The 18,535-nt window shown below is 66.3% G+C and carries 9 protein-coding genes; 1 reads left to right on the forward strand and 8 read right to left on the reverse strand.

Annotation, left to right across the window (positions count from 1 at the left end; all coding sequences use genetic code 11):
- Nucleotides 1-8: 8 nt before the first annotated feature.
- Nucleotides 9-1,613 (reverse strand): cytochrome c family protein, encoded by a 1,605-nt coding sequence (locus tag LJE63_11390; GenBank protein ID MCG6907209.1) that lies wholly within the window; start codon nt 1,611-1,613, stop codon nt 9-11.
- A gap of 516 nt (nt 1,614-2,129) precedes the next feature.
- Nucleotides 2,130-4,100 carry a mechanosensitive ion channel family protein gene (locus LJE63_11395; GenBank protein ID MCG6907210.1) on the reverse strand — a complete coding sequence of 657 codons (1,971 nt, stop codon included), beginning with the start codon at nt 4,098-4,100 and terminating at the stop codon, nt 2,130-2,132.
- A 445-nt stretch (nt 4,101-4,545) separates the two neighbouring features.
- Between LJE63_11395 and LJE63_11400 the strand changes: the two genes are divergently transcribed.
- Nucleotides 4,546-5,718 carry a CAP domain-containing protein gene (locus LJE63_11400; GenBank protein ID MCG6907211.1) on the forward strand — a complete coding sequence of 391 codons (1,173 nt, stop codon included), beginning with the start codon at nt 4,546-4,548 and terminating at the stop codon, nt 5,716-5,718.
- A 62-nt stretch (nt 5,719-5,780) separates the two neighbouring features.
- On the opposite strand, the gene LJE63_11405 is transcribed toward LJE63_11400, so the two are convergent.
- From LJE63_11405 to LJE63_11430, 6 genes are all read right to left on the reverse strand, one after another.
- Nucleotides 5,781-6,791, reverse strand: a complete 1,011-nt coding sequence (locus LJE63_11405) for an NAD-dependent epimerase/dehydratase family protein (GenBank protein ID MCG6907212.1) — start codon at nt 6,789-6,791, stop codon at nt 5,781-5,783.
- Nucleotides 6,781-8,499, reverse strand: coding sequence for an AMP-binding protein (locus tag LJE63_11410; protein ID MCG6907213.1), 1,719 nt, complete (start codon nt 8,497-8,499; stop codon nt 6,781-6,783). Before LJE63_11410 ends, LJE63_11405 begins: the two co-directional genes overlap by 11 nt.
- Nucleotides 8,500-8,535: 36 nt before the next feature.
- Nucleotides 8,536-9,069, reverse strand: coding sequence for a hypothetical protein (locus LJE63_11415; GenBank protein MCG6907214.1), 534 nt, complete (start codon nt 9,067-9,069; stop codon nt 8,536-8,538).
- Nucleotides 9,070-9,131: 62 nt separating this feature from the next.
- Nucleotides 9,132-10,055 (reverse strand): alpha/beta fold hydrolase, encoded by a 924-nt coding sequence (locus LJE63_11420; GenBank protein ID MCG6907215.1) that lies wholly within the window; start codon nt 10,053-10,055, stop codon nt 9,132-9,134.
- Between the two features lie 55 nt (nt 10,056-10,110).
- Entirely contained in the window at nt 10,111-11,151 is a 1,041-nt protein-coding gene (locus LJE63_11425) for a 3-oxoacyl-ACP synthase III (GenBank protein ID MCG6907216.1), read from the reverse strand.
- A gap of 218 nt (nt 11,152-11,369) precedes the next feature.
- Nucleotides 11,370-18,332 (reverse strand): hypothetical protein, encoded by a 6,963-nt coding sequence (locus LJE63_11430; protein MCG6907217.1) that lies wholly within the window; start codon nt 18,330-18,332, stop codon nt 11,370-11,372.
- Between the last annotated feature and the right edge of the window lie 203 nt (nt 18,333-18,535).

Genomic DNA, 18,535 nt, shown 5'->3' on the forward strand with positions numbered 1-18,535 from the left:
GGCCTGTTTCAGTTTTGGGACGCGGTCGAGCTTCGGGGCGGGTGGCACTCGGTGCAGGCCGTGGCCGCCGGTTTTTCAATCCCCATCCGTTCGTGGCACGTGATGCACTGCAGGTGATAGGCCCCCAGCAGGGCGGGGCGGCCGTCAGACGGCGTTGCGGTCATCGTTCCATGACAGCTGGCGCATGCCGGGGGTTTGGGAAGCGCGGCCGCATTGTGATGGCATCCCTGGCACAATGTTTCCGATGTTGGGTGAAAAGTCTTGGCCAGCGTATTTTCGGCGATGCGATCCGCCAGAGCCCGGACGATTTTGCGGTGGGGCAGGCGCACCGGCTCGTAGGCGTCGCTGAGGGTTCCGATGGTGACGATTTCCGGGATATCGGTTTCCGGCGGCAAGGGCGCGCCACCCCCGCGGCGCTTGACGAAAGCGGCGGCCATGGCGGCGCGGGCGTCGGGGTCTGTCAGGACGGCCACCGTCTGTTCATCCGCCGCTACCCCGTGGCAGGCTTGACAGCCGGTGGCGGCAAAATCCGGGGCCGGAGTCATGCTGTGGCATCCGGCGCAGGCGGCGTCTGTCTGGGCTTGCTGGTGGCAGCCGATACAGCTTGGATCGCGGTCCGCGACGTGCATCGCCTGCCCCAGGCCGACAAAAGCGCCCTCCCGGGAACCGTCGGGGGTGTGGCAGTCGCTGCATTTTTGCAGGGATGCGTGGTGGCATGTGCGGCAGCTTTCGACATTGGCCTCGTGGCTTTTGTGGTTGAAAGCGACCGCCGATACAGGGGCCCGGTCTTCGGGGGAAGCGGCCAGTTGGTTGGTCAAGCGTGTGGCCAGCAGAACGGCGTCCGGCTGGTTGCGTTTGAACCGGGGCAGGGGCTGGACGGTCGCGATTTGCGCCTGCATGCTTTGGTCGTGGCAGCCGGCGCAGGTAATCGGACCGAATTTGGCATTGGCCTCTTTGGCGGCCTGGGTTTGGTTGATCAGATGACAGCTCACGCAGCCGTCGTGGGCCGCTTGCCGCATGGCGCGCGCCGGATCGTCCGGTGTTGCGGCCGCCACGGGTGCGTGACAATATTGGCAGGCACCCTCGGTGCCTTTTTCATAGTACAGGGTCTGGGTGTCGGCATTGTAACGGTGATGGCAGGCGCTGCAGTTGGCGCTGTCCGCTTCGGCGGTCGGGCCGATGCGTGGGCTGGTTTCATGCCGGGCATGAAGGGAGTGGTCGAATCTCATGGCCGTCCAGGCCGAACGGTCCGGGGCGTTAGGTGTGTGGCACAGGCGGCACTCACCGGCCCTTGGGCCTGCAGGCTCCCCTTGCATGGCCGTTTTGGCGTGACAGCCGATGCAGTTGTCGTGAAATTCGGCCATGTCCGCGTGGTAGTCTTCGCCGGCTGCCTGCTTGAACGCAAAACGGATCCGTCCCTCGTCCTTCGTGTGGCAGGTCGTGCAGTCCTGTCCGGTCAGCGCATCGGTGTGGCGGTCATGGGCGAACCAAACCGGCGGCATCTCATCGGGTGTGGATGCTGTGGAGATCGAGAGCGTCAGCCAATCCGGTCGACCACTGCCCGAAACCATCTGGTCACTGCCGGCGGCGAAATAAACGAACGCCAGAACCATTGAACCACAAAGGCCTCCCCACATCCACGATCGGCTGCTGGCCCGCTTGCGCATGATCTGAACCCTTCAGGTGTGTCCATCAAAATGGCGACGGTGTTTGGTCTGCACCCGGCAAGGACGAAAATTCAAGCCCTAATCTATACCCTCCCTTTAAGGTAGGATATTTCCCTACTATTTTTGGATGTTTTGTCAAGAAAAAAATTCACCCTTTTGGAATTTCCGCATTCATCGGCCCTCCAGGGGGCGGAAGGCTCGGGTTTGGGTGGGGCCGAATATTAACGTCGGCCGGGGAAATGATTCGGAGAGTGCATGGCGCCCCATCTTGGATCGGGAAACGCCTGAGGGCAAAGAAGCGGTGCCGTTGACGAGGCCCGGGTGCCCGGATGGGTATACCAGGCGGTCTGTTTCAGATGGCGGGCTGGGTTGCGGCCGGCCGGGGCGTACGGGTCGTTTTCCGATTCGGCCGTTGCTGCGACGATGCCGTTCACCTTCGGTGTCGCGCGTCGCTGACGGCTATCAAAGCGCCTCCTTTTCCTCGGTTGTTTGTTTCTTCATGTTCTCCTCCGTCCCCTCGGAAGGCTCCGGTGTGGTGGACAAGGGTTCGGCGGCTTCGCCCCAGTCCTCGGGCGGAGACCCCGCCTCCACCGATCCCCGCGGGGGGTAGTCGAGGGTTCCGTGCAACCGGTCGATGCGTTCCCGTGAGAGGCGCGGGAACGGCAGTTTGCCGGATCGCCGCCAGGACTGCACGGCTTTGACCGCCGCCTGGCTGCTTTTCTCGTCCAGCCCCTGGTCGCGGCTGAAATACATCGTTTGCGACGGGAAGGCGAATCCGGTGCCGGCCTCGCGGACGATGTCGTTGATTCGCAGCAGAACGTCCTCACGGATGGCGAAGAACTCATTCCAGTCCCGGGTCAGCGCATAGATCCGGATCTGGATGTCGAGTGAGGAGGCACCGTATTCGAAGAAACGCACCCGGATCGTCTCGCTGTCGATCCGCGGGTGGGCGTGCAGCATTTCGCGGATCTTGACCAGCACGTAGCGCATTTGATCCGGCTCGGTTTCGTAGCGCAGGCCGATGATCGTCATGATCAGCATGCGGTCGCACTTGGCGTAGTTGATCAACTGCATGTCGGCCAAAGCCGCGTTTGGGATGGAAATCAGCGTGCGGTCCAGCGCGCGCAGCTTGGTCGAGCGCACACCGATGCTCTCGATGGTGCCGGTCTTGTCGCCGAAGCTGCAGAAATCCCCGACCCGCACAGGCTGGTCGACGTAGAGAATGATGCCGCCGATCAGGTTTTCCAGGGTCGGGCGGATGGCGAGTGCGACGGCCAGGCCGCCGATTCCCAGACCGGCGATGACACTGTAAAGCGGCACCCCCAAATAATGCGCCGCGCGGGCGAGAATGACCACCACCGCGGCAATGCCGAGCAACTTGCCGGCCAGCCGCCAGAGGTGGGCATCGAAACTGTCCTCCGGGATATTGCGCGAGCGCACGATCCCCGCGAACAGGGCACGCAGGAGCAGCCAGGCCAGCCATGCGGCGGCAAGGTACATGATGATCGTTGTCGTGGTCTCGACGATGATCGCAAAGCCTCCGGCGACGTTGATCTGCAGGGTGATAAAGTTCGAAAACCAGGAGAAGAACAAGAGAGTCGCAATCGGTGTCAAGGCGCGTCGCAGCGCTGTGGAAAACTGGCCTTTGGCTTTCTTGCGGTTGACCATGCGATGGAAAACGGTCAGCAGGACCGCAGCCAGGGTGGTCATCAGGGCGACGGCGATCACCTTCCAGATCGGCGTTTTCTGCCAGATCTCCTGCAACGGGGCTGGTATGTTGGCCGGTATCCATTTCGGGATCATCGGGCCGGTGACTTGCGGCATCGCCTGGGTCCAACTCGCAATCTCCAGCGATGACCGCAAGGGAAGATGGGCAATGCGTTTGTAGAACCGGGGCGCCACCGTGATGGTACGGGCGGCGAACAGAAACTCGCCTTCACGTTCACCGCCTTGGATCTTGGTGATGGTAATCGGCGTGCGGGGGATGCGCCAGTATTCACCCACCTGGCCGGCCTCCACGGTGGCCTGGTCCGGGATGGCCTCCAGGTCAAGGGGGTCGATGCGCCCGAAAATATCCAGCAGATAGCCCAGGGTATCCATTCCGACATCGTAGCGGGCGCTGGGCGCCACCGCCGACAGATCGATCAGCGTGTGAAAATAAGGAACGAGGCTCTCCAGTGCAGCGAAATTGGCGCGCGATTTGTCAACGAGATAGGCATTGAAGCGTTCCTCGAGGCTGCGCGTGAGCGCCTGAAAAGTCTCGATGGTCTGGCGCGGGCTGTCGGTTTGAATCAGCACGATACCGCCGGGGGGACCGGCCGCCTCCTGTTCGACGGTTGGTTGCGCGGCCGCCGGCGCCTGCCCGCAGATCAATGCAGCGGCAATCAGGCACGGCAGCAAGGCAGCAAAAAATGTCTTGTTGTGGGTATTCATTTGGATTTCTACGTTTTTCTCCTGGGCTGCCAGCGCCCTTAACACTTCAGGCCGTGACCTCCTCTTTGAGTTGGTTGATATGGACGCACTTTTTTAGCGGGCGAGTATAAAAATTTACAATCAAAGTGTCAATGATCCCAAGAATGTAGGACATGGCACGGCAAACAAGTTCACTTTTCGCCGGAACCGGTCAAATGGTCAGATGTCGCTTTATCACCCGGTAAATAGCGGAATCGAAAACAGAGTCTTTGGTGGAAAACGTTTTAGCCTGCGGTGCGATGCTTCGGCGGAAAGGAACCTTTATGGGCATTCCGGGTTCAAGCCCGAAGTTAACAATTCCGATTGATTTATCAGAACTTTAATCCGGTGTTCGGTTCAAACTTTTTGGGCACGTTCTTAGGTGTGACCGCATGTAACCTTACCCTCTTTCTGATATACGCAACTCATGAAAACCATCCCATTTTCCGTTCTTTTTTATTGTTTGATCTGCATTTTCCCCTCCTTGTCCACAGCCGGAGATATGGATTTTTTTGTGGACACCACCGATTCGATTCCATACGCATGGGAAACGGTTGATCCTGAAATCGTTCTTCGCCAGCGGCCGGTTTTCATTCAATTTGAAAGAATTTCTCCTGATCATTGCCACGAACTGCACCTCAATTTTTTTGAGGATGTTCACATGACCGTTGTTCTGGATCAGCTAAAGACCATTTCTGCGGAGGAGTCGGTCTGGATCGGATCCGTTTCATCCGGCAGCATGGGGGGGACGGCAACTTTTGTATTTAAGCCGAATCAATTAACGGGCACCGTGCGTTTTGATTCACTGGCATACCAGGTGCGCCACATCGAGGGCGCTCTTCACCTCGTCAGGGAAATCCGAGCACCCCAGGCTGGCGTGACCGCAAAGGCGCTATCGAGTGAGTCGACCAGCATGGAAACCGAGGTCTTCGCACTGGTCAATTTAGAGCGTCAGATCCAAGCCCTGCATCCCCTGCAAATGGACAGCCGATTGCATGAGGCCGCATTGAGGCACTCCCAGGACATGGCGGAGCAAAACTACTTCGATCATACCAGCCTGGACCTCCGGACACCCGGCACACGGATATCCCAAGCCGGATATGCCTGGAGCACCTACGGCGAAAATATCGCGGCCGGCTATTCGACGCCGGCGGCAGTCGTGGAAGGCTGGATGAACAGTTCGGGACACCGTGCCAACATCCTGAGTAGCGGGTTTTGCGACATCGGTGTCGGGTATGCGTATTCGGCCGGAAGTACATACGGCGCATATTGGACCCAGGATTTTGGACGGCAACAGGGGGTGTCTGCCTGCAGTTCGATTCAGGAGCACACCATCTCCGTATCAGAGGGTCTGCACGGCAGTATTTCTCCGTCAGGAATTGTGACGGTCGCCCCGGGGGGAAGCGCAACCTTCAACATCAACGCCGATCCCGGATATCAAATTTCGGATGTGTTGGTTGACGGACAATCACTGGGGAGTCGCGGCATTTACAGTTTTGTTAATGTTTGGGAAAATCATACAATTGAAGCATTGTTTGAAAGGACCGGCAACGATCGCATAACTTTCCCCTGGATTCCGCTACTTCTGCCCGCAGAGTGACGCTTGCCATTTGGGAAAAAACCTTGTCGTTCATAAATACGAAGCATCAGCTATTGCCCATTTTAACGATCACCTTGCCGCAGCCAGGCGGCCAGCCGCTCCAGGCCCTCTGCGGTGGAGACCCGCGGCGCGTAGCCCAGGTCGCGGCGCGCGGCGCTGATGTCAAACCAGTGGGCGGTGGCCAGCTCGCGGGCCACAAAGCGGGTCATGGGCGGCTCCTGCGGGATTCGTAAAAGCCGGTAGACGCCCTCCAGCAGGGCGCCGCTCAGCCAGGCCAGCCCGGCCGGAACCCTGCGGTGGACCGGCGGTTTGCCGCCCGCGGCCAGAATGGCGTCGATCATCTCCCAGAGGGGAATGGGTGCGCCCTGGCTGATGAAGTAGACCCTGCCCGAGAGCCCTGGTTCGGCGGTCAGGCGGTCGGCGGCCAGCAGGTGCGCCTCGGCGGCGTTGTCGATATAGATCGTGTCCACGCGGTTTCGCCCCCCGCCGACCCGTCTGAGGCGCCCGGCGCGGGCGAGGATGCGGGAGACCAGATGGGGGTCGCCCGGTCCCCAGATCAGGTGCGGGCGCAGGATGATGGCGGCGAGGCCCTGGCGCGCGGCCCGGATCACCAGCCTTTCGGCCAGGGCCTTGGTGCGCGGGTAGGCGGCGTGATAGCGCCCGGGGTAGGGCACCGATTCGTCCACCCCCTCCATGTCGCCCCCGTGAAACACGACGCTGGGGGAGCTGGTATGGATCAGAGCGCCCACCTCCTGCCGCCGGCAGGCGGCAATCACGTTGGCCGTGCCGATGACGTTGGTGCGGTGGTAGTCCGCGTAGGGGCCCCAGACACCCGCGCGGGCGGCGGTGTGAAAGACCACCTCTCGGCCGCGGCAGGCGGCGTCCACCGCCGCCGGGTCGGCCAGGTCGCCCAGCAGCTGGTCCACCCCCAGGGCCACCAGCTCCGGCTTGGGGTGGCGTGCAAAGCTGGCCACCCGGTCGCCGCGGGCCAGCAATCGGCGAACGATGGCGCTTCCCAGAAACCCGCCGCCGCCGGTCACCAGGATCCGTCTGCCCGATCGATCAGGGGGCATCGGGGTCTCCCGCGTCTGTCTTGCCGGGCGGCCCCGAGACCACCTGCCGCTCGGCCCAGCGGGCCAGCTGCTCCCGGAAAATTTTGGAATTGTGGCGGATGTCCACCGGAAAAGCGGGGTGAAAGAGGATGGTTTCGATCTTGTGTGTCAGGGGCGTCTCGCATGCCAGCGCCAGCAGCTCCCGGCGCAGCGCCTCGCGGTCGGCCTGCCGGGAGGTCTTTTCAAGCTCGATGCAGATCACCGGGGTCTGCTGACCGCGGGGACCCACCCCCACCAAAGCGCTGCGGAAGACGGCGGGGTGCCGGTTGAAGATCGCCTCGCAGGGAATGGTGAAAAGGGTTTCGTCGGGGGTGATCACCCGCTGGCTCTTGCGCCCGCAAAACCAAACCCGGCCCTTGGTATCCATCCAGCCCAGGTCTCCCATGCGGTGCCAGAAACCTTCCCCATCGGCGATTTTGGCCAGCGCGTCGGCTTCCGGGCGCTGGAAGTAGTGGCGGGTGACCAGGTCCCCCGTGACGGTGATCTCGCCGATATCCCCTTGGGGCACGACCCGCGCGTCGGACCACGCCCCGATGGGGTCGTCGCTGATTTCGATGATGGCCACCCTGAGCCCCTCCAGGGGCCGCCCAACGCAGGTGCCGAAACCCTTTTCGCTGAGGTGGCGGGTTTCGCTGAGGATCTCGCTGCTGCCGATGGAGATGACCGGCACGGCCTCGGTGGCGCCGTAGGGGGTGTGGATCTCGGCCTCCCCGCAGAGCATCCCCGCAAACCGTTTGATGTTGTCCGGCAGCACCGGTGCGCCGGCCGAGACCACGCGCCGGAGGCTCGGCAGGCGCAGGCCGCGGCGGGCTCCGTAGCGTCCAACGCGGTTGAGCAGCGCCGGCGAGGCGAACATGTTGGTGACCCCGTGGTTTTCGATGGCCTCCAGGATCCGCACGGGGTTCACCGCCGCCGGCCGAGTGGGGTCCATGTCGGGGATGACCGCCGTCATGCCCAGGGCGGGGTCGAAAAGAGCGAAGAGCGGAAAGGTCGGCAGGTCGATTTCGTCGGGGGCGATCTGAAAATGGGCCTGGATGTGCCGGATCTGGGCGTCGAAAACGCCGTGGGTGTAGACCACGCCCTTGGCCGGACCGGTGCTGCCGGTGGTGAACAGGATCGCGGCGGCTTCATCGGCGATCGTGCCGGCCGGGGGGTAGGCCTGCCACGGGCGCCGCAGCAGATGCAGCAGGGTGGGGCCGCCCCAGCACCAGCGGGGGCCCACTGTCACCCAGGTGCGCAGGGTTCGGAAAAAACGGGGGTAGAAAAGCCTCAAAAGATGGGCTTTGGAGATCCCCACGAACGCCTCGGGGCGGCTTTCTCCAAGGCACTCCAGCATCCGCTGGAGCCCCATGCCGGGGTCGACCACGACCGGAACGGCGCCCACCTTGAAAAGGGCGAAGCTCAGCAGAAAAAACTCGGGCCCTGGCTTGACCATCAGCACGGTGCGCACGCCGCGGGTGATCCCCGCGGCCTCCAGCCCGTTGGCAATGCGTGCGGATTCGCGCTCCAGCTGGGCGAAGGTCAGGTGCGCGTAAGTCACCCGGCCGTATGCGTCGCGGCCGGCGGGATACACCACGGCCCGCTTGTAGGGCTGGCTGCGGGCCGTGCGTCTGAGGTGGCCGGCGACGTTGACGGGGTCAGGGCCGGCGGTCGGGGCGTTTAGATCCATGGCGGATAATGGTTGCTAACCAGATTGAGGCATCGGTCATTTCAAAAAACGGGCCTTGAGTTTGGCGATCACCCCGCGGGGCTCCGGCGGCGGCCTTCGCGCCGCAAGCCCAGCCGACGCGGCCAGGGCCGTCTGCAGGTCGGCGACCATGCGCTGCTGCTGGGAGGCGATGGCCGCAAGCCCGTTTTCGCGGTTCACCAGAAAGCCAACATAGAGGGCCTGGAGCTGCTTTTCAAGTGCGCTCACGGTCTTTCGCAGCTCCCGGTCGGTTTTGACCCAGAGGCTGCGCTCGGCGGCGACGATGTTTTTCTGGTCGGGAAAGTCGGCCTCGATTTCATCCAGGCGTTTGAGCTCCCGCTCGATGAGTTCCAGCGCGCCCTCCAGGCGCAGCATCTCGGTGTAAAGGCCCGGGAGTCTTTCCCGACCGAAGGCCGCCACCTCCGGTTTGAGGGCGAGCTGCCGGAACTGGTCGGGGGGTGGCGCCCCGCTTTTCAGGACAAAAAGCGCCAGCGCCGCACCGCCCCCGGCCAGCAGGGCCAGGAGCAAAAAGATCACGATTCGTTTCTTCAAAACTCATCTCCCGCAAAAGATTCCTGCCCTCCACGGCCGATTCTGGCGGCCGCAGACGGGCCTCAGGACGGGGTGGCAGTCAGAAAGGCCCTGATGCGCGCCAGGACCCGTTCGGGTTCGTCCTCCAGCAGGTAATGCCCGGCGCGTTCGAAAATCTCCACCCGGGCCGCCGGAAAGCGGCGGCGCCATTCGGCCAGGTAGTCGCCGTCGAAGACGAAATCGTGCCGCCCCCAGAGCAGCAGTATGGGTACTGCAGCCAGAAGCGGCAGGCGCGCGGAAACCGAAGCGACCAGGGCATAGCTGGGGTCGCGGGGGCCAAGCGGAATGTCCTGGACAAATTTGAGGGTCGCGACGCGGTTGGCCGGGGTGTTGTAGGGGGCGATCAGCCCGGCGCGCACATCGGTCGTCAGGCCCCGGCGCGAGGCCATCAGCAGGGCAGCACGGGCGAACAGGTTGAGCCCCAGGACCAGGGGCGGCGCCAGCCGAGGCATGTCGCGAATCAGCCGCAGCCGCAGCGGCAGCCGCTTGCCGTTGGGCGGCAAGAAGGCCGCCGTGTTGAGCAGCACCAGGCGCCGGATCCGCTCGGGGTGCGCGACGGCGTAGGCCATGCCGATCATGCCGCCCCAATCGTGGAGCACCAGGGTCAGGGGGCCGTTTAATCCCAACTGGTCCAGCAGCGCTTCCAGATCCGAAACCCGGCTGGCCAGGCGGTAGTCGTAGCGCCCGTCTTCGGGCTTGTCCGAAAAGCCGCAGCCGATATGGTCCGGCACGACCACCCGGTAGCGTCCGGAAAGGCCCTTGACCAGCGCCCGGTAGTAGAAGGACCAGGTGGGGTTGCCGTGGAGCATCACGATTGGCTCGCCGTCGCCTTCGTCCAGGTAGTGGCAGGTGAACTTTCCCACCCGCAGATAGCGGGATCTGAACGGGTAGAGCCGGCGGAAGGCCGGTGTGGCCACGAATGCCGAATAGGGCCGGGCGGCGGTCACGGTGCCTCCTCGGGGGCGGGCTGCAGGCCGGTGCGGCTCGCTGGGGTTCGCCGACCTACCATCGCACCCCCAGCATCAGGCAGTTGAGGCCGCTGCCGATTCCCAGAAACCCCACCAGGTCGTTGGGCTGAAGAAACTCGCGCTCCGAGGCGATGGCCGCCGTGATCGGCAGCGACACGGTGCCGACATTGCCCAGATACTGGAAGGTGGTGAAATCCTTTTCCTCGGAAACGCCGATGGCGTTTAGGATCGTGCGCTGGTGGGTGGCGCCGACCTGGTGGCAAATGACCTTGTCGGGTTTGTCGAAGGGCCACGATAGCTCACGCTTGAAGGCCTTGTAGGTGGCGATCCCCAAACCGACGCCATTTTCCAGGACCCCGATGGAGTCGGTCTCCATGATGTGGGCGCAACTGGCCGGGATGCCGGTGTCCGGCCCCCAGCAGCAGAGGTGGTGGTGCTCGGTGGCGCTGCGGATGACCCCCCCCAGCAGCCGGTGGCCGCGGTTGGCCAGCGAGCCGGCGGTCAAGAGCACCGCCACGGCCCCGGAACCGCCGGTCAGGGTGGCAACGCTTTTCTTGAAAAGCGCCATGTCGGGACGCGCCAGCAGACGCCGGATGGTGATGTCGACGATCTGGCGGGCCGATTCGGAGGAGACCACCAGACCGGCCCTGATCTGCCCCAGCTCGATGGCGTTGGCCACCTGGAGCATGCCGTTGAGGACCCCCAGGCAGGCGTTGGAGAGATCGTAGACCAGTGTTTCGCCGCTCAGCCCAAGCCCGTGGGCGACGGCGCAGGCCGTGGCCGGCTCCAGGTTGTCGCGGCACACCCCCCCGTAGACCAGCATGCCGATCTCCCCCGGGTCGATCCCGGAGGCGTCCAGCGCCTTTTGCCCGGCACGCGTCGCGCCGTCGCAGTTTTTGTAACCGTCCTCCCAGTAGCGCCGCTCGTGGATGCCGGTCAGGGCTTCCAACTGCCCGGGCTTGAAGTGCAGCCGCTCGTAGAGAGCCATCAGGCGCTCCTCGAGGTCCGCCGAGGTGACCACCAGGGGGGCCAGCTCATAGCCGAATGAATCGATATATACGTTTGTGTATCGCATCGTGTCTCACGTAGGTCGGAATCGCGGACAGCAACAGGCGCTCAACCCAAGGGGGTTTTGTCCGGGTAACGGCGTCCGCGCTCCTGCACAATTTGGGGTTGCAATGCGGCCGTCGACCGGTCCGGCCGAAGCCCGCCTACCGCAGGCGCTGCCGGCCGATGGCGCCGATGCCTCAAGATAGGGCCTCGCACCCCGAAGCTCAAGGGCCAGGTCTGTTTTCAGCGCGGTCTCAGCTGCAGCCTGAAACCCTCCATCTTGTAGATGTAAAGGCCGTCCACCTGAAGGTAGCCGTCCGCCTGGAGTGCGGGGGCGGGGCCTTCGGAGACGGCGGTGACAAACGCCTCCACCATCACCTGGCGGCTGGTGGGAATGATCTGCCCCCGGTAGGTCCAGCGGTGGGACGCGGGGGCCGCCAGGGCGAAGCGGTGGGTGTCGCAGAGTTCCTTCCAGCGCCGGCGGGCCGCGAATTTCAGCAGCTGGAGAAACGATTCGATCCCCAGCGATCCCGGGCAGACCGGGTCCTGATAGAAGTGGGCCTTGAAGAACCACTCGTCGGGATCCACCGTCTTGCTGCCGCGCACGTAGCCCAACCCCCGCGGGCCGCCCTCGGGCAGGAAGATGTCGATGCGGTCGATCATCCGCAGCGCCCGGGCCGGCATGGCCAGGCCCGCCGGCGGGCTGCTGTGGGGGTCGTCCGGCGTCAGCGGCCGGGCGTCCGCCAGAAGGCGCCCCCCCGCCGGGTCTGCAGCGTCGGGCGCCCCGGACGGCGGGCTTTCCCGCAGGCCTACCTGTTTGGCCAGGGCGCTGCGGGTGAAAAAACCGAAGGCGGTGTCCCCCTCGTAGACCATGGCGCCCCCGGTGAGGACCTGGAAGTCAAAGTTCTCGATGATGATGTCGCCGGCCTTGGCCACCTTGGTCAGCCGGGCGCGCATGGTGAGGGTGCCGCTTTGCGTGGAGACCTCGCGCTGCAGCCGGGCGTTGCCGCCCAGGTTGCGGAATTGGAGGTCATGGGGGCTTTTGAGGGCCGAGCCGGCGTAGGCCGCCAGCCAGCCGCAGGGCTGGAGGGCGATTTCCAGCAGCACGCAAAAGGGCATCCGGCCGTTGCGCTCCGCCCGGAAATACCACGCCTCGGGCGGAATATCGTAGGCGGCTTCGATCCAGCCGCCCGGCGCCAGCTGCCAGGGGGGCGGCTCGGCGGCCGTGATACGATCCATGAAGCAGTAGGGCGGGCCCGGCAGGCGGGCGATGAAGCGCTCATGGTCAAAGACCCGGTAGGGTTCCCCGAAGGCCTCCGACGGGTTGCCGACGCAGAAGGCCAGCAGCTGGTCGCGGGAGAAGAGAACCGGCCGGTCCTCGGTCGGCGCAGCCGGCAGGGCGTTCGCCGGCGATGCAAGACGGCGCCGGGATTCCCACAAGCTCTCCAATTCCGTTCGGGTGGTGCCGCTGAGCTGCAGGCTGAGCCCCTGGAAGGCGACGATGCGGCGGCCGTCGGCGTACATCAGTGCGTCGGCCACGGCATAGGGGGCCGGGTTGTAGCCGATTTCGCGCAGGGCGACCTCGTAGACCACCTGCCGCGTGGCGGGGGTCACCGGCCCGCGGCACTTGAGCACGGCCTCCACGCCCGTTACCGGCTCGTAGGCCGCCCCGTCCTTGGCCGTCACCCAGCCCAGCCGCTGCAGCAGCACCCTTAGGGCATGACCGCAGCACTCGTACATCAGGGTGCCCGGCATGACCCGGTCGTCCACGAAGTGGCAGGTGAGAAACCAGTCGTCCGGATGGATGTCGGCCTGGGCGCGGATGCTGCCCAGGCCGAAGCGCCCGCCGGCGGGGTCGAGCTCCAGGACCCGGTCGATGAGATGCATCCGCCCCCCCGGCAGGCGCAGCGCCGGGGCGAGGTCAAGCCCGTCGAAGGCCGGTCCGAAGCAGGCCGAAAGATCGCCGCCGCGCAGGGCCTCCAGTTGGCCGTCGTCGTATTTTTCCTTGGCCAGGGGCGCCAGCGGCGACCAGTCTGCCGGGCGTTTGCCGGCTGCCGGGCGGGTGTCGGATTCGGTCAGAATGATCCCGCCGGAATTTTGGACTTCGGATTCGGTGAAAAAGCCGGCGCAGCCATCGCGCATGCTGATGAGGTGCGCGTCGCCGATCCAGCCTTCGAAGTGGAAGAAGAACATCCAGGTTTCCCGCTGGCGCACGAAGCGGTCGATGGCGATCTCGTAGCGGATCACGTCCCCCGGCCGCGGCAGGCCGCGGTGAAAGCGCACCTTGGCGTCCAGCAGACGATAGGCGCGCTGGCCTCTGACGGCCAGGTCGATTCCCAGGTAAGAGCACAGAAAGAGGTCTGCCTGGCCCGCCTCCACCGCGATGCACACCGGGGCACGGTCGCCGTCCAGATACCAGGCGCCGGGCAGGACGTCGTGCTCGGTCACCACGCGGCCGGGGCCCAGGGAGCCCTTCTCGCCGCTCACCGACACGATCCGGTCCACCAGCATCAGGGGCTCGTCGGGCAGGCGCACCCGCACCCGGTAGCCGTCAACCTCGGCAAATTCCGGCCCCAGCACGCGGGCCACGGAGCCCACGGCGAACTCCATGCACATCTCGCGGGAGTAGGCCGGCGGCGGTGCTGAAGGCCGGGGAGTGGTGGCCGCCGTCGGCGCGACCGGCTTTTCCGCGCCGGCCAGCTCCGCCAGCAGCCGGGTCTGGAGGTCGAAGGCGCGGGCGAAGCCCTGCTGGGACTGATCGGCGAAATCCAGGAAGCGCCGGTGGGCCTCGGCGGTGGCCTCGACGGCCGCGTCCAGGGGGCCCAACAGGTCGCTGAAGCGGCCTGGGGCGGTAGCGGCGGGGTGGGGGGGAGGTGCTGAAGCCGGGGCTGGCGCTGCGGTAGCAGCAGGGGGCGCCGTCGGCCGGGGTGGCGGCCCGCCGAGGGGGACCGTCACCGTCCGTGCAAAAACCGGTGGCGGCGCGGTTTCAGGTGTAGCGCCGCGGCTTCCGTATAGGAAATCCAGGCTCATGGGTAACCGATGGGTCCAGAGGTGTCCCAACAGCTTCAGCACGGTCAGCGGTTCGTCCTCGCCGCGGACCGAGGCCGAGACGGCCAGGTGGGGGCGATCGATCAGGATGCGCCCGATCATGCGGCTGCACGACGCCTGGGGGCCCATCTCCACAAAGATCCGCAGACCGTCGGCGTAAGCCTGCTCGACGGTGGCGGTGAAATCGAACCCGTGCAGGGCCTGGGCGAGGATCGCATCGGCGGCGCTGGCGGCGCTGAGCTCGTAAGCCCTGCCCGCCGCGCAGCTGTAAAACCGGATGCCGGGCGGGGCGGTGGTGGGGAAAAGGTGCAGCTCGCGGTAAGCCTGGCGCACCGGCTGGGCCGCATCGGAGTGGACCGTGACCACCCCGTCCAGGAAAAAAGCGTTGCAGCCCAGCTCGGCGATGACCGCCTGCAGCGCCTGGGCGTCGCCGCCGATGACGCATTCCTCGGGGGTGTTGACGATCAGCAGGCGGGTGTGCCGGTGGCGGGCGATGGCCGGGCGGACGGCGTCGGCCGCCCGGTCCACGACGGCCACGGTCCAGGTGAAGGGCTGGTCGGCGGAGATCCCCCAGGCTTGCCGGGCGGCGCGGCAGGGCCCGGCCAGCTGGGTGCTGAAAAGATCGGTGGCGGCCATGCGCGCGAGCATCTGCCCGCGATCCGGCCATGCGCCCAGGGCGAAAAGCGCCGCCGATTCACCGAGGCTGTAGCCGATGGCGGCGTCAGGGGCGGGCATGAATCGGCGCACGAGATTGGTCATCAGACCGCCGTGCACCACCTGGCCGAAAATGGGTTTCAGCGGGTCTGCAGCAAGCTGCGCCAGGGCCGCCTTTTCCCAACCGGGACCCCAGGCGCTGCGGCGGGGTAGGATGGCGTCGGGCAGCATCTGGGATTTCAAATGGGCGGTGGCGGCGTCCATGCGCCGCAGCACCTCGGGCCAACGCACGCCGATGGCGCGGCCCATGCCCAGGAAATGATTGCCGCTGCCGGGGTAGACAAAGGCCACCTGTCCACCGGGGCCCAGCGGCGCCGGGGTGAAGCAGACGCCCTCAGGGCCGTTTAAGCGAACGGCGGCGCCCTCCCGGACGGCGCCGCGGGCCTCGCGAATCCAGTGCTTTAGGCGCTCGCGGCTCCCGGCGATGATCGCCACCCCCAGTGCTGCGGCGCCCTCCGGTGCTGCGCTGCGGTGCCAGCTGCGGGCGAGAGACGCGATCGCGGCGGCCGGTCCCTGCTGCTTTAGGTGGCGCTCCAGGCGCTCCAGTCCGGCGGTGAGGCCGTCGCGGTCGCTGGCGCTGACACAAAAAAGCCCGTAGGGCAGCTCGCCTGCCGGATGAGGGCGCTGCCGGTGCGTTTTTTGGTGGCCAGTTGCGGCCGGCGCCGCTTCGACCCCCTCCAGCAGGACGTGCATGCAGCCGCCCGCTGAGGTCATGGCCGCGGCCACGGCCCGCCGCGGGCCCTCGCAGCGGTTGCGCACCCAGTACTGGGCGGAGGCCGGAAAATGAAACGGCCCCCCATGCCAACGGTCGTCGGACGGCTCGTTGAGGCCGGGCAGGGGCGGAATCATTTCGTGGTGCAGGCAAAGGGCGGTTTTGACCACCCCGGCGAGACCCGCGGCCGCTCCGCTGTGTCCGACGATCGGTTTCAGGCTGCCCACCGCGCAGGAGGCGGGGGGCGCCCCTTGAGCGGGCTGCGAAAAGACGGACTGCAGCGCGGCGCACTCCACGCGGTCCTCGGCCGGGTCGCCGCTGCCGTGGGCTTCCAGATAGCTGACAGCGGCGGCCGGGGTGCCGCCATCGCCCAGGGCACGCTCCAGGGAGAGGCGGTAGGCGGCGCTGCTGGCAAGGCCGGTGGCAATACTTCCCCCATCGGCGGCGCCGATACCGGCCACCGCCGCGTAGACCCGGTTCCCGTCGGCAACGGCCTGATCCAGGCGTTTGAGCACCAGCGCCACCGCCCCTTCGCCGGGCAGGGTGCCCTGGGCCCGGCGCTCGAAGGGCCGCACCCCGGCGCCGGTTCCCAGCGCCCGGATGCCGTGGCGTGCGGTCAGGTTGCGGACATCGGCGGTGATGTCCACGGCCCCCACCAGAACGGCGTCCAGCTCGCCCCGCTGCAGGGCGCGCACCCCGATTTCAAGGGCCCGCATGCCGGCCGCGGCTTCCGCCGATACGGTGAACGTCGGGCCCCCCAAGCGGTACTCGCGGGCGATCCGGCTGGCGACGATCCCCCCCAGGGCCCCCAGGGTGCGCACCGCGGTCAGCGGCGGGCCGCAGGCGTCGGCGAGCGCGGCCCGCCACTGGGCCAGGGCCCGGGGGTCGAGGCCGAGGCGGTAGCGGTCGTTCCACGCGGCGGCGGCCTGCAACAGGCGCCAGCGGAGGTGAAAGTCGGTGGCCGCGAAGTCGAACTCCACCCCGATCACGGCGCCCATGCGCGGCCGTTCCGGGCGGCCCTGGAAGCCGGCGGCCAGCATGGCGCCGGCGGCGGCCTTGAGCATCAGGAGCTGCTGGGGCAGGAGGTCGGCGATTTCGTTGGGGGCGATGTGGAACTCTCCGACCCCCACCGACAGGTCCGCCAGAAAAGCCCCCCGGGCGCCGGTCTCGCCGAGGAGGCCTGCGGCCGCGGTCTCAGCCCCCCGCCAGCGCTGGGACGGTCTGGGGCCGATGGCCGGGCTGCCGCTGAAAACGGCTTCCTGAAAGGCCTGCAAGCCTTCCAGAGGTCCCAAAAAGGTTTGCATGCCGATGATGGCCGCAGCCGGCCGCGCCGGGGCCTCCACCGAGGGGGCGCTGGGGGCGGGCGGGGGCACGGCCGGGTCGGGGTCGGTGAACTCCTCCAGCAGCAGGTGGGCGTTGATGCCGCCGAAGCCGAAAGCGCTCACCGCCGCCCGACGGGGCTTTCCGGCGGCGCGGGGCTCCCAGTCGGCGGGCTGCGTTTGAACCCGGAAGGGGCCGTCCAATAGCGGGCTTCCGGCCGGTGGGACGCTGAAGTGCAGCGAGGGCGGTAGGGTGCGGTGCTGCAGGGCCAAGAGGGTTTTGATGGCCCCGGCGGCCCCGGCCGCGGTGAGCAGATGGCCGATCATCGATTTGACCGAGCCGATGGCACACTGCTGCGGCTGCCAGGTCAGCCCATCCCAGAGAGACGCCAGGCTGCGAATCTCGGTGGCATCCCCCACGGGGGTGCCGGCGCCGTGGCACTCGATCAGGTCCACCGCATCCGGCGACCAGCCGGCGGTCGCGTAGGCCCCCTGCATGGCCCGCAGCTGGCCCTCGCTGGCAGGCGCCAGGAGGCTGCCGTCGATGTCGTTGGAAAGGCCGATGCCCCGGATCACGGCGTGAATCCGGTCGCCATGGGTCAGGGCGTCCGCCAGGCGCTTCAACACCAGGATGCCGGCGCCCTCTCCCACCACCAGACCGTCGGCGCTGCGGTCGAAGGGGGCGCAGCGGCCCGAGGGTGAAAGCGCCCGCAGCTGGCTGAAGCCCACCTGGGTGTAGAGACAGTCCGGGCGCGATACGCCCCCGGCCAGGATGGCGTCCGCGCGATGCGCCTGAAGGGCGTCGCAGGCCAGTTTGAGGGCGAAAAGCGACGAGGCGCAAGCCGCATCCAGGGTGTAGCTGCCGCCGCCGAGGTTGAGCGCCCGGGCCAGAAGGGCGGCCGGCAGGCCCGCCACCTGGCCGGCCAGGCAGGCATGGCGGTCGATGGCGGCCGGCGTCGACGGCTGTTTGAAAAGCCGGTTTTCCAAGGGACGGCCGAATAGCTCCCAGCTGATCTGGGAGGCGGCCTCGCTGGGAAGGACGATGGCGGCCAGAATGGTGCCGATGCGCTCCCGGTCGAGAGGCGCGTGGCGGCATTGGGCAAAGGCATCGCGGCCGGCGGTGAGCACCAGGTGGTAGAGGGGGTCAAGGGCCGCCAGCAGGTCGGTATCCAGGTCCAGGCCGGCGGGGTCCAGCGGCAGGGGGTCCACCAGACAGGCGCGGCCGGTAAGGGCCCGGTCCGGCTGGGGCTTCTGGCTGACCATGACCTCCGGGGGCGCGGCCCAGCGCCCCGGCGGGACCTCGCGGCAGGTGTCCGCCTTGCCGCGGACATTCCTCCAGAAGGTCTCCACGTCGGGCGCGCCGGGGAAAACGGCGGCGAACGCCACCACGGCGATTGGGGGGGGAGGTGTCATGGGGGGTACGAACTTCCTTATCTTTTTTCTGGGGCTTCGGACCAGCGCGGCGCGAATGGTATACCGAAGTCATCGGGGCTTGGCAAGGCTTGATGAACCACGGGTGCGCGCATCCCGCCGCCGCCGGCCCGGGTGCTGGTAAGGCGAAAAATCGCCTTCAGGGAGCCTGCGCGGTCTTGACACCTGGGTGGAATTGCCCTAAA

This window comes from Desulfobacteraceae bacterium, from assembly GCA_022340425.1.
Taxonomy (GTDB): domain Bacteria; phylum Desulfobacterota; class Desulfobacteria; order Desulfobacterales; family JAABRJ01; genus JAABRJ01.